The 12,189-nt window shown below is 45.1% G+C and carries 10 protein-coding genes; 3 read left to right on the top strand and 7 right to left on the bottom strand.

From position 1 onward, the window contains the following. Positions 1–27: 27 nt before the first annotated feature. Positions 28–744, bottom strand: a complete 717-nt coding sequence (locus LEP1GSC047_RS00600; RefSeq protein WP_010417695.1) for an MIP/aquaporin family protein — start codon at positions 742–744, stop codon at positions 28–30. Between the two features lie 547 nt (positions 745–1,291). Here LEP1GSC047_RS00600 and LEP1GSC047_RS00595 point away from each other — a divergent pair. Together LEP1GSC047_RS00595 and LEP1GSC047_RS00590 are read left to right on the top strand one after the other, a co-directional pair. After that, on the top strand, positions 1,292–1,789 hold the full coding sequence (locus LEP1GSC047_RS00595) for a MarR family winged helix-turn-helix transcriptional regulator (RefSeq protein ID WP_238325496.1): 498 nt from the start codon (positions 1,292–1,294) through the stop codon (positions 1,787–1,789). Further along, positions 1,786–2,301, top strand: a complete 516-nt coding sequence (locus tag LEP1GSC047_RS00590) for a DUF4442 domain-containing protein (protein ID WP_010417701.1) — start codon at positions 1,786–1,788, stop codon at positions 2,299–2,301. Before LEP1GSC047_RS00595 ends, LEP1GSC047_RS00590 begins: the two co-directional genes overlap by 4 nt. A 159-nt stretch (positions 2,302–2,460) precedes the next feature. Here LEP1GSC047_RS00590 and LEP1GSC047_RS00585 read toward each other — a convergent pair whose 3' ends face one another. The 5 genes from LEP1GSC047_RS00585 to LEP1GSC047_RS00565 all read right to left on the bottom strand — a co-directional run bounded on the left by LEP1GSC047_RS00585 (position 2,461) and on the right by LEP1GSC047_RS00565 (position 9,462). Further along, positions 2,461–3,927: a porin gene (locus tag LEP1GSC047_RS00585; RefSeq protein ID WP_010417704.1), complete on the bottom strand. Its 1,467-nt coding sequence runs from the start codon at positions 3,925–3,927 to the stop codon at positions 2,461–2,463. Positions 3,928–3,989: 62 nt separating this feature from the next. Continuing rightward, positions 3,990–4,400, bottom strand: coding sequence for a hypothetical protein (locus tag LEP1GSC047_RS00580; RefSeq protein ID WP_010417707.1), 411 nt, complete (start codon positions 4,398–4,400; stop codon positions 3,990–3,992). A 10-nt stretch (positions 4,401–4,410) separates the two neighbouring features. Beyond that, positions 4,411–5,769, bottom strand: coding sequence for a TolC family protein (locus tag LEP1GSC047_RS00575; protein WP_010417710.1), 1,359 nt, complete (start codon positions 5,767–5,769; stop codon positions 4,411–4,413). A gap of 5 nt (positions 5,770–5,774) precedes the next feature. Then, positions 5,775–8,996, bottom strand: a complete 3,222-nt coding sequence (locus LEP1GSC047_RS00570; RefSeq protein ID WP_010417712.1) for an efflux RND transporter permease subunit — start codon at positions 8,994–8,996, stop codon at positions 5,775–5,777. A 133-nt stretch (positions 8,997–9,129) separates the two neighbouring features. Then, the gene (locus LEP1GSC047_RS00565) at positions 9,130–9,462 is read right to left on the bottom strand and encodes a hypothetical protein (protein ID WP_010417714.1); all 333 of its coding nucleotides are present in this window, start codon (positions 9,460–9,462) and stop codon (positions 9,130–9,132) included. Positions 9,463–9,925: 463 nt separating this feature from the next. Between LEP1GSC047_RS00565 and LEP1GSC047_RS00555 the strand changes: the two genes are divergently transcribed. Further along, positions 9,926–11,572 carry a helix-turn-helix domain-containing protein gene (locus LEP1GSC047_RS00555; RefSeq protein WP_020988027.1) on the top strand — a complete coding sequence of 549 codons (1,647 nt, stop codon included), beginning with the start codon at positions 9,926–9,928 and terminating at the stop codon, positions 11,570–11,572. Between the two features lie 29 nt (positions 11,573–11,601). On the opposite strand, the gene LEP1GSC047_RS00550 is transcribed toward LEP1GSC047_RS00555, so the two are convergent. After that, positions 11,602–12,144, bottom strand: coding sequence for an HdeD family acid-resistance protein (locus LEP1GSC047_RS00550; RefSeq protein ID WP_010417719.1), 543 nt, complete (start codon positions 12,142–12,144; stop codon positions 11,602–11,604). Positions 12,145–12,189 lie beyond the last annotated feature (45 nt).

Below are 12,189 nucleotides of genomic sequence, written 5' to 3'. Positions count from 1 at the left end.
ATAATTAAAAATAAAGAGCGCCGGAATTCATAAAAGCCGAATCAGGAATCCGGCAAAAGCTCCACCGCAGAGCGGAGCCATCACGGGCAACCAGGCATATTCCCATCTTGAAGAACTCTTTCCCGGAATCGGTAATAGAAAATGTGCGAATCTAGGTCCGAAATCCCGGGCGGGGTTGATCGCATATCCGGTCGTACCGCCCATGGAAAGTCCGATGCTCCAGACTAAAAGTCCGACTAGGAAGGCTCCTAGATGAGACGTTAACCCTTTTATCTGCGGGGAAAAAATCGCGTATACGCCTAAGATTAATATAAACGTACCGAGAAACTCGCTTGTGAAATTCGCAACCCTATGTCTAATCGCGGGCTCCGTGGAGAATACCGCTAAAATTCGAGCGGGGTCTTTCGTTTCCTTCCAATGCGGAAGATAATGAATGTATACGAAAACGGATCCGAGAAAGGCGCCTAATACCTGTGCCGGAACATACGTAATCAATTTAGAAAAATCACCCGATTGAACGGCGAATGCCAGCGTTACTGCGGGGTTCAAGTGCGCGTCGACGCTACCGAAAGCGTTTGCCGTTAAGATTCCCAAAAGCACTGCAAAAGCCCATCCCGCCGTGATCACTATCCAACCGCTATCTTTTGATTTGGAATGTTCCAGTAAGGCGCCTGCGACGACGCCGTTTCCCAACAAGATTAAAACGAATGTTCCTAAAAATTCCCCAAAAAAAGGAGTGAGCATATTTGGCCCCCGAAGGAATACAAATTTGAAGATCTAAATCAATACTGCAACCGGATTATTTGGATTTTCATCGCTTTCCGTTCCCTCACTTTCGCCGATCGATTAACTCGACTCGAGGGCCGATCTGAAATCCGATTTTTCGAAGACAAAAATGATGGCGACATTCGATTCAAAGCCGATCTAAGTCCGACGCCCAGTAAGCGAGAGAATTTCCTAAAACCGCTAGGCCGAATAGAAGCATGACCGCACGATAAGGTCTCTTGGGCGATTCGGAAATTCTTCCTATCGCGTATAGCCGATGAAGTCCGTAGAGTATGCCCGTGTATACCGGTAAAAATAACTTTCCAAAAATGTAATATTTCTAGGATTTACGGAATAGAACCGTTCCGGGTAAGCTTATGATAACGCTGAATTTCATTTTCCGTCCTACTTATCTTTGAATAAAGTATTTTTATATCAAGATATATGGACGGATTTAATCTTCAATTACCTTGACGTCAAGATACTTTTATTTCAAAAAGTAAAAATGAGCGGAAAAACGGATCATGTGGATACTATTCGAGCACAATGGATTCGGGAACGACCGGATTTGGACGTGGACGCGATCGCTTTGATCGGTCGCGTCCACCGGTTGTCGCAGATTATTTTTACCGACGTTCACAAACCTATTTTCGACAAACACGGATTGACCTACCAAGACTTCGATGTCTTAGCCGCGTTATTACGTAGCGGGAAACCGTATCGGAAATCTCCGGGCGAATTACTTTCCACGTTAATGATAACTTCGGGAACGATGACCAATCGTATCGATCGGTTGGAGTCTTCCGGTTTGGTCGTACGAGATCTCGACCCGGAAGATAGGCGAGGGATTTTGATTCGTTTAACAAACCAAGGAAAAGAGGCGATTTCCCGCGCTATTCAGGAACATGCGCAATCCGAGACGGATCTCCTAAATACCTTGACAGAGAAGGAGAAGGGTGAGTTGTCTCGGTTATTAAAGAAGCTTCTTTTAAAACTCGAACTGAAGGAGGACTTTTCTTCATGAAATTATTTCCAACAGACCGTAAGGAATCTTGGGAATCCCGCTGGCTTCGATTCAAATTGAACTATTGGCCTTGTATTTGGTGTACGGGAGGTAAAATCGAATTCATATCGTCCGATTTCAGGGAATTACACATCGGGCTTTCCTTAAATTTGCGGACTTTGAATCGGGTCGGTACCGTGTACGGAGGAAGCATTTATAGTTCGGTCGATCCTTATTTTATGCTTTTAATGATGTGGATATTAGGAAAAGATTATGTGGTTTGGGATAAGGCGGCGAAGATTAAGTTCATTAGACCGATTACGGAGAGAATCAAGACTCGCTTTCTTATCTCGGAGGAACTAATCGCCGAAACGAAGGAGAAGATTTCACAGAACGGAGAGACGACGTTCGATCTCCCTTTAAAATACGAGAACGAAAACGGGACCGTCTTTGCCACATTCGAAAAATCGATTTATGCTGCGAGCAAAGAATTTTACGAGCAAAAACTTGCGGCTCGAAAAAAGGATCGTTAAGGATTAGAGATTTCCCCGAACGGAAATCGCAACGAGATATTTATGAGCAGAGCCTAGGGTTTTGCGGGAACACGGGTCGAGACTCGAAGCCCGAGACGGTATTTCTCGTTTTTACAAGCCGTATTCGTTCGTATGCGCCGGTTCGATTGCAAGCCGAAATCACTTCGTCGATATTTCGGCGTCGAAGGCTCCTTGCAACTGTAGATATAAGGTGCCATCATGCGAGTCGTACGGTGTGCCTGTATACATATGTTTTCCTAGCGAATCATGTTGTTCCTTATAGAATATTTGAATCTTTAGATCGTTTCTTTTTAAGAATAAATCGAACCCGAACCACCAAGCTTGCAAATTCTCGTACGGCTCCAATTTTTGATCCTCGTTAAAATCCCCCCAGATCCGATCATACCGTACAAGCGGCAAAAGAATCGTATGGCCCATCGGTATGGAATAACCCAATGTCCCCGTGTAAGATACCGTGCCGAGAGAAGCCGCACCATAGCTACTAGTATAGGCGCCGGAAGCATACAATCCATGCGTGGTGAATGTGAAATCATAAGTGTGGGCTCCAAATCCGAAGGAAGGACGAAAGGTTCCGGTTTGGTCCAAAGGAACTCCCGTAATTCCGATCGGTTTTGAGTTCGGGCCGATTCCAGTCCCGTTTGAAGGCGTCGTTTGTTGAATTTCTAAATTAAGAGGCGAGACTCCGCGAATCTGCGGGTTTAGCTGGTCTAACGTCGATAGCTCTTTCGTTTGAACTCCCGCGAATCCGATGGATAGTTTCGTTTCCCGGTAAAAAATTTCCTCCCCCTCCGTCCAACCCGCGTCTTTACCGTCCTTAAGGATTCCACCGAAAGGATTGAATTCGATTCTCCAGGAGAGTTGAGGAGAAATTAATAGCGGAGTATCCGTGGTATTATAGGAAGTAAGAACTTGTTTATTTCCGACTCCATTGAGGCTGGACCCCTTTCCATTCGTCGCCGCCAAGGAGAGAATTATATATTTTGAATGTTCTTGCGATATCATCTTTAAGGGTTCGAGCTCGATCATTCCTCCGATATCGTAACGGGGAAGAAGGTATGTTCCGTATGCCCTTTCGGGTAGCGCTAACCGATTTGCATTCGCCAATTGTTCTCTTTGGAACGGAGTTTTGAATTGTCCTATAGTCGCTCTCACCCAGGACACGGGAAACTGAAACCAAAAATACCCGGACTGCAGAATTCCTCCGTCGGTCTTTACCGATACGTCGGTTACGGTTCCGTTCGCGTTTTTCCGTTCCTTTGTGTTCGGGAAATTGATCAAATCTTCCAAACGAAGATTTAAGGCAAACCCCCAATTTTGCGCTCGGTAGTTCGTCCCAAGCCGGACTCGACGAAAATTAGCATCAACAGAGTTGAAATCGCGGTGTCCGTTCGAGAAGCTAGAATCTCTTTGAGCGGAAATGCCGCGTACTTGTAGCATTCCTTGGATTCGAAGTTTTCCCGGTAATAAAGTGTCCGCCGGTTTCGACACCGTTTCGCCGGATAAATTCGGTTTCGTTTCGACAGGAGCTTCTTGAGCCGATCGAGGCGATACGAATGATACGATATGGATTACCGAGAAAAAGAATAAAATCGTCCATTTCCCCATAACGAAAAAACTCCGAAAAGATTTCGATTAGAAACGGGCCGACCCCGCCTATCTTGAATTCATTAATGGTTCATTCGATCGATTCTAAACTCCCGGCTAGGAGTTAAGTGGCAGATCTTATGACCCGAAAAGTAATCCGCCGCGATAAAATCCTTGAAGTCGCAGCCTGTGATCGAAGCGGCAAGTATCGCCGATTCGCAATTATGGACCGCACTCGTTTTAAAATACTGATCCGATTCGTCGGACGGTGCGAGAGTAGGGTTTTGTGAAATTACTTCCGTGACTAACGACTGGACATTGGCTAGATCGCTCGCCTTTCCTCCGGAAGACATGCATTTGAGTATTCCGACTTGAAATATTATTTTTTTAGCATTCTTTTGGCTCGTATAGATCGAGTTTCCGTTCATGCAATTAGAGAAATTCAAGGAGGATAGAATTAAGACTGAAGTTGCTATAATTATAATATTATGCATTAGTGTTTCCTTATATTTTTCCGTTAACCAAGTCTTTCACCTTGGTATAAATCAAATACTCGGTGTAGGCATCGATCAATTCTCCCTGGGTTCGTAAAAGGTTCCGGAAGGCTTCCCGAAAATCGACCAAGGTTCCCTGGTAATTCGCGTAGCGACTTCTTGCGACTTCGTACGCCGTCTTTGCAAGATCCACCTCGGTACGAAGGTGCTTGATTCTCAACGCCGAGGAATCGATCGTCTTTCCTAAACCCACGTTTAATTCTGCGACTCTCTTTCTTGCCGCCTCCAATTCCTTTCTCTTTGCGGAAACGTCGTGCTCGGCGGCCTTTACTTCCTTAACCGTCTTTAATCCTTCGAATACGGGGACGACGAAGGAAAGATTCGCCGAATAATTTTGATAAGGAACAAGACGTGCTTCCTTGAACGTGCCGACGGAATAGGATGATTTAAGTTCGGGCATAAAGTCGGCTTTTGAGCGATCTAATTTCGCTTCGGCGGAAATCAGTTCCAATTTTGCCCTACTTACGATCGGCGAGCTATCGTATTCATTTCCGATTCCTAATGCGGGGTCGGTAAGTCTTACAACAGACGATTCCTGTTCGGGCAATTTACCTAGGTTGATGGAAAGAATCGTCGGGCAGGAAAAGTTATTCCAATCTTCCTGTACTAATAAACCTAATTCTTCTCTTGCCTTTTTTAATCTTAGCTCATAGTCGCTAGTTTGCGTTTTGATTTGTTCGACTTGTGATTCTATTAAATATCTATCAACTACGGATTTTTGTCCGTTCCTTACGAATCTAAGGACTTCCCTGCGGATCGTTTCCAAATCGTCGGTTAAACCGGACCATAATTCCATCATGCTTCTATTTCTAGCGCAGGAGTAATAGCTTCTGACCGAGGTATCCAGCACTTCGATTCGTGTCAGTCGAATCTCTTCTTTTCTTTCCTTTGCCTGGCTTTCCGCGAACTTTACGTCATTCGCTCTTCTCCCCCAATCATAGAGAGTGTATTGTCCCCAAATACCGGCAGACGGGCCTGCATGAAATGGAGAAACCATCACGCCTCTCGGCACCATGACTCCGGGCTCTCCGAAGGAGCCGGGTAAGCCGGAAGTGATCATGCCCGAAGCATATGCGGTCGGCATGTACGCGGATTTTGCGACGCCTATCGTTTCTTCCGCCTGCTTGGCTTGGAAAATCTTTGCGGCCACGTCGGGGCTGGTTTTTTCGGCCTTAGACATCAGATCTTCGATCGTAAGTATCGTTTCGGTTTCGGAGTATAGAGTCGAAGAAAATACAATAATGAATATTATTATTATATTTATTAGTTTATTTGATATAAGATTCATGACTTCGCCTGGAAATTTCATAGGAGTTAATTTCCCTTCAGATAAAATTTTCGGTAAAGATATCTGAATACGGTCGGTAGAACGAATAGAGTAAGCAGAGTAGCAAGAAATTGACCTCCTATGACCGCTCTGCCCAGCGGGATATTCGCTTCCGCACCTTTTCCGAAACCGATTGCCATAGGAGTTAAACCCAACATGGAAGCCAACGAAGTCATCATAATGGGCCGCAATCTCGCCTTCGCTCCGGCTATAATTCCTTCGTCAAGATTCATCTTTTCGTGCTCGATCATATGGAGAATGAACTCGATCAAGAGAACCCCGTTGGAAACGGCGATGCCGATGAGAAAAATGGTGCCGATTCCTGCCTGGAGGCTATAGTATGTTCCCGTAATGGAGAACATTAAGGCGATTCCGATCATCCCCAACGGTACCGTGAGCATCATGATACCCGGTAACAGGAAGGATCTAAATTGCACTACGAGAATCATGTAAACTAGAAACGCGGAGAGAAAGAAGCCGCCCCCTAGTTGAGAAAGAGCGTCCCGCATTTTTTCGATTTCTCCCGTAATTGCGATCTTATATCCGTCCGGGACTTTAACGCTCTTTATGATCTTTTCGATCTCGGAAGAAACGCTTCCAACATCGCGGTCCTGAGAGTCCAGCATGATGTTTACGGTTCGTTTCATATTTACCCGACTTAATACGGTCGGACCTTGGGTTTGTTCGATATCGGAAAGCTGGGAAAGCGGGATGGCTCTCTCTTGAAATTTACCGGTTACCGGAATATTTTCGAAATCCTTCATCGTTTGAAATTTTTCTTCGGGGAAACGGACGCCTAACGCGTAGTCTATGCCGCTCTTCGGGTCGACCCAGATCGTAGGCTTGTAAACGATACTTCCCGCCAAGGCGCTTACTATATTCTGAACGATTTCGTCCGTAAGAACTCCTTGGGCGTCCGCCTTCTTTCTATTTATGTTCACTTCGATCGCCGGAGTATCAAAGTTTTCTAAAATACGAACGTCGGTCGCTCCCTTGACGGCCTTGATGTCTGGCAGTAAGCTTTTGGCGATTTCATAGGCTTTTCCGGCGTTCGAACCTTTGACTTGAACGTTTATCGGCGCCTGCGCGCCTCCGTTCAGTGAAGAGGAAAGAAGTCCGCCCAATTCTACGCCTATATCGACGTTCGGAAATTCCTGAGGTAGTTTTTCCCGAATGATTCGCGCGTAGTACTGGGAAGTTTTCTTTCGATTTTCCTTTAGCTCGACGGTCATCGTCACATCTTGCGTTCCGCCGTTTTGTGAAAAAGCTGCCGGAAATCCCTGATACAATCCTGAATCGGAAAGCACCATTTCCAGATCGCTTTTAATCCATTCTTTGAGCTTGGCTTCCACCTGCTTGGCTTTCTCGCTCGTTTCCTCGATTCGAAGGCCGGAGGGAAGTCTCAGATGTAAAACGAAGCTGCCCGCATCTGCCCGCGGAAAAAGTTCCGTTCCGATAAACGGCAATGCGGCGGCGCCGATCGCGAACAAAATGCAGATTCCGATTACGACCGCCCTAGTCTTGGTCATTACTTTTTCGAGTGCCCTGCCGTAAATTTCAGTGAGGCCGGCGATTAGGTCCTGGATCACTTGGAAGAACTTCGGAAGTTTAGGCGGTTCACCCGTTAGGAAGCGACTTGCAAAGAGAGGAATGATTGCCGTTTCGGATAATAAGGAACCCGTTATCGCGAGCATTACGGTTTTTGCAATCGCTCCGAAGAGGACGTTTACGACTCCCTTCGTAAGTAGGATCGGGAATAGTACGACTACGTTGCAAAGAGTCACCGCGATGATCGGCGGAGTGACTTCCTGCGCCGCCCTTACGACTACCCGAATTCTATTCGGATCCTTATCTTCCGCGAGATGTCGCATAATATTTTCGATTGCGACGATCGAGTTGTCCACGAGTAGACCGATAGAAAGTGCCATTCCGCCTAACGTCATGATATTGATCGTCGATCCCGTAGCCTTTAAGCCCATCAACACGAATAGAGTGGAAAAAGGAAGGGAAAGTAAGGTCGCGAAGGTCGCGCGAGGATTACCCAGAAAAAGAAAGACCATCAGGGCCGCCAAGCCGCCTCCGAACATGGCTTCTTCTCCCACGGTTTCGACGGCTTTGCGGATGAATACGGTCGTGTCGGCGACGATATTCAATTTAAGACCTTTAATCTCCTTTTCCAGACTTTTCATCGCTTCTCTGGCCGCGTCAACGACGGCTAACGTGTTCGCTCCTTGTTGGCGTAAGACCGGAACGTATACGATTTCCTTGCCGTTTAACGTGACCATTTCGGTCTGAACAATGCTAGACTCCTTGGTTTTACCCACGTTTTTGACAAAAACGGATACTCCTTCCCTGCTTCGGAGAGGGAAGTCGTCGAAGGCTTGGATGCTGTCCGCGACCCCGTTAGTATAGATCGGATAATCGAAGTCGCCGATCTTAACGTCGCCTGCCGGAATAAACGTATTTAATCGTCCGATCTTATCCATCGCTTCCGCCGCGGACATATCGTACTGTTTCAATTTGAGCGGATCTAATTCGATGATGACTTGCTTTTCCGCTCCACCCATAACGGTGGGAGCTATGGTTCCCGGAGTTCCTTGCAAGGCACGACGAACGTCGTATTGACCTCTATCATAAAGTTCGTTAACTTCGAAATCTCCGCTCACTGCAACAAGACAAACCGGAGTAGAACCCATCGGGTCGAACGGCAGAACGATCGGAGGCATGGCGCCCGGCGGAAGTCTCCGGAGCACCGACATGATATAGCCCACGGTGGATGCCATGGCTTCCGGTCTCGATGTGGAATCTTCGTCGAAGAAATTATTAACCACGCTTACGCCGGGATAAGATTTCGATTCTTGGTGGATCAGTCCGGGGGCTTGACCCGTATATCTCTCGAACTTCCAAGTTAAAATGGTTTCGGTACTGGAAGTCGGCATTCCCCAATAAACGTCCAGTATTTGAACTGCAGGTTGTTTGGATGGGGGTAGGAGATCCCGAGGCATCTGGAACAAGGCCAGAACTCCTAAAACGAGAACGATAATGCAAGAGACGATCATTAAGTGAGGGTTCTTTACGGAAAATGCGGCAATGCCTGCCTGGTTAACCTGCTGAACCGCCTCGGCATAGGAATCGGGAGCGACGTCGTTTGGAGACGAGCTTTCGCTCCGTATGGGAAGGGTTTGAATGTTTTTATTCTTTTGGCTCATCGGGTACCTCGTCCCACGATTTCTTATCTTATATGCTTCGAACTTCGCCTGGATACGGAGCGTTACTCTATTGAAGAATAATTCTAAATTAGAATAAAGTTGCGAAGCGCTCTACGCGCCGTGCTTGAATCTTTTAAACTTTGCAGGAAGGGGGAGGGATATTTAATAGGGAAGGTAAAAGAAGAATGGAATATAAAGAGGATAAAAGGAGACCTATGACGTAGGAAAATTCGTAAGTGAAACTAGGATAATCGATATACTCCGCCGGAATCAAACCCGAGAGAGAAAAATTAGATTGGTCCTGCTCGGGACGCTCTTCCCGTACTTCTAGAGAATCCTCCGTTTCAGTTTCGGCACGAAATTTCTCTTTTTGAGCAAACGGTTTCGTGAGGGCAATATTAACGGACAAGCATAAGACTAGCGCAATGGCGCTGTATCTTAATAGTCTACCGATAAATTTTTCCATCGACTTGTCGAACCCTAGTATCTTCGTTTTATTTGATCCCCCGCATGTCAAGTGAGTTTGCATTTTCATGCCTAAAACCGCGTAAAAAGTTGTCCACATTTAAAAAGTTGGACGATCTATATTAGCAAGATTTTATATTGTATCGCTCGTTCATTCTGTAATCGATTGTCGAATAAGGAGAGTTCGGATTCGGATCGTTGCTTCCGGATAAAAGGAATAAAAATTCATATCGACCTTCGAAAGCTTTCCGTTTATCGGTGAAATTTTTATCGAAAGCGTATTGGAGTTCTCTTCTCTTTCTTTATTTCGCTAAGCGATATATCCGGTAACCGAAATGTGCATTTTTGTTTGACGTCCGTTCCGCTTTAAATATCAAGAGAGCGATATTATTCCGATTTTTTCGGGTTTTTTCCGGATGTCCTAATGGTTTGAGTTTACCGCTTTGAGTAGAGCCAAATAAAATATGAAGATTCGAAACTATTCTCATTCTCTCATACTCGTTTCCGCACTTCTTTCCTTGCTGTCTCCTAAGATAATAACAGCAGATCCGATTTCTATCACTACAAGTACTCCCGATACGCTGAATATAAGTTCTCAAGCCGAATATAGGTATAGGGGGACTGCTGTAGTCGGCTGCTCCGATCGAGGATTGGAAAAAGTACGAAAACTGGAATGGCACACGAATCCGATTCCTAATACCTTAAGAGTGCGCAAAACTAATTTCGGCAATTGGCTAAGGTTTACTTTTAAGAATGAAACGGGAAATGACGTTGATAAACGACTCGTTTTTTTCTCAACCAATCTTTCTCGAATCGAATTCTGCGCTTTTTCGTCCGAAGGCCGATTTGAACGAGACTTCTATGTTCAGAGCGAGGATAAGAATTTCCGAGGGTACCTTGTTCCACGCTTTCCTTCTTTTCCGATTCGGTTACGATCGGGGGAAACGAAAACATTTTATTATTATTTTTATTCTACCGAGGACATTACGTACGCGAACTTTCCCGTTAAAGTGCAGGGCCAAAGCACGATGGAAAAGGGAGAGTCAGTGCGCGGCGCTTCGGTGATTTTCATTTTTCTTTTAACGATATTTACTTGGGTTTTAGGAATGATTTATTGGATTCGACGCAAAAAGGCGGTTTTCCCGGCTCTTCATGCGTATATCTTAATTTCCTTATTCTTCTTTTATTTTTTGCATATAAAGTCTTTCGCTTTATTTTGGGGTGTAAGCGGAAGAATAACGGAATATCCGTACTTTCTTTTTCAAACCGTATCCTATATCTCCTTATTTCCTTTTTTTCTTTCGGTTGAAAGAATTTGGAACGGAAAGCAAAAGGGAAATTGGATCTCCTTATCGGCCCTCCTATTCGGATTTTCTTTCTTGCTGATTCCCGTATCGGAGCCGGTATTCGAATATCGGATTCTCATCCTAGCGGGAGCTTCGGCGCTTACGATTTATTTTTTTATAAAATCGCATAGGTCGATACTCGGTTCCGGAAGACCGACGGTAATCGTTTATTTATTTTCCTGGACCGTTTTCTTTCTGTTGAATTCGGCTAAGTCGCTTTACCATTTCGATTTTTATCCATATAACGAAATCGCGATATTCTCCGTCGTTTTTTTTGCTCCTTTCCACATGTTTATTTCGAATTATTGCCTATTTTCGATCGGTGCCGAGGGATATTTTTATTCCGAACCCTCCAAGTCCGGAAATCGAAAGAGTACGGTTTCCTCGTTGGAAGTGGGGAGCTTAGTTTCCCGTATTCTCACGATGATTCAAGAGGACAAAATATTTTTAAAAAATTCTCTGAAGGAAGAACATTTAGCCAAGGAATTGGGAATCGGAATCCATCAACTTTCCGAAATCATAAACGTGGAATTTAAGACGAATTTTCCTACTTTAATGAACCAGTATAGAATAGAAGAGGCCAAAAAATTACTCCTTCTTACCCCGAAATTATCGATTGCCGAGGTCCGAGTTAAATCCGGTTTTAGTTCCAAATCCGCATTTAATCTAGAATTCAAAAAATTAACCGGTTTCAGCCCCAACGGATATCGTCAGTTCAACGGATACAGAATTAATCGGGAAGATTCGCTCAAAGAATCGTCGTAATAAAACGTTGATAGGCCGCGTTCGGAGAGTTATGCTTTCCACTCCTTCCATCCTAGACACATATTCCCGAAACCTGAAATCAGGAACCCGGCACCCGCCCATACGAGGATAGTGAACATCCCGAGCAGCGGAAAGAAGAGTATTCCTAATGCGAACAGAACGGTTGCGATTCCGCTAAATAAAAGCCAGCCCCAAGGATACGATTGAACGGAGTGCACTTCGAGGGCGAATGAAATTAAAGAGACTCCGCGGAACACCAACCAAAAACCTAAAATAAAAGGAAGAGTAATGGCGGTCACTTCGGGATGAACTAGCAGGACTGATCCGACAATTATATCTAGAATTCCTAATGCAAGATTCCAGCCCCAACCGGAGAATCGATTTCGGTTCGATATCGCAAAAGAAATTTGAAATAGGCCCGTCATCGCTAATATGATCGAAAATGCGATGCTCAAACCTAAATAGCTTTGGATCGGGAAAAATAAGGTAATAATTCCGACTCCTATCCAGAGGATTCCTACGATCACGTGAATCCACCAGTGTTTGGCCGCTTTCGGTTTTACGGAATTCATCACTACCTTCCTATATGAATTCGGAATGATTAAATCATTCCGGAT

It is taken from the genome of Leptospira inadai serovar Lyme str. 10 (genome assembly GCF_000243675.2).
Taxonomy (GTDB): domain Bacteria; phylum Spirochaetota; class Leptospiria; order Leptospirales; family Leptospiraceae; genus Leptospira_B; species Leptospira_B inadai.
This window is presented reverse-complemented; position numbering and strand designations above follow the sequence as displayed.

Excerpts from the sequence above, each read along its gene's own strand:
- LEP1GSC047_RS00600 (WP_010417695.1), bottom strand. The coding sequence starts at position 744 with ATGCTCACTCCTTTTTTTGGGGAATTTTTAGGAACATTCGTTTTAATC.
- LEP1GSC047_RS00590 (WP_010417701.1), top strand. The coding sequence starts at position 1,786 with ATGAAATTATTTCCAACAGACCGTAAGGAATCTTGGGAATCCCGCTGG.
- LEP1GSC047_RS00585 (WP_010417704.1), bottom strand. The coding sequence starts at position 3,927 with ATGGGGAAATGGACGATTTTATTCTTTTTCTCGGTAATCCATATCGTA.
- LEP1GSC047_RS00580 (WP_010417707.1), bottom strand. The coding sequence starts at position 4,400 with ATGCATAATATTATAATTATAGCAACTTCAGTCTTAATTCTATCCTCC.
- LEP1GSC047_RS00575 (WP_010417710.1), bottom strand. The coding sequence starts at position 5,769 with ATGAAATTTCCAGGCGAAGTCATGAATCTTATATCAAATAAACTAATA.
- LEP1GSC047_RS00570 (WP_010417712.1), bottom strand. The coding sequence starts at position 8,996 with ATGAGCCAAAAGAATAAAAACATTCAAACCCTTCCCATACGGAGCGAA.
- LEP1GSC047_RS00565 (WP_010417714.1), bottom strand. The coding sequence starts at position 9,462 with ATGGAAAAATTTATCGGTAGACTATTAAGATACAGCGCCATTGCGCTA.
- LEP1GSC047_RS00555 (WP_020988027.1), top strand. The coding sequence starts at position 9,926 with ATGAAGATTCGAAACTATTCTCATTCTCTCATACTCGTTTCCGCACTT.
- LEP1GSC047_RS00550 (WP_010417719.1), bottom strand. The coding sequence starts at position 12,144 with ATGAATTCCGTAAAACCGAAAGCGGCCAAACACTGGTGGATTCACGTG.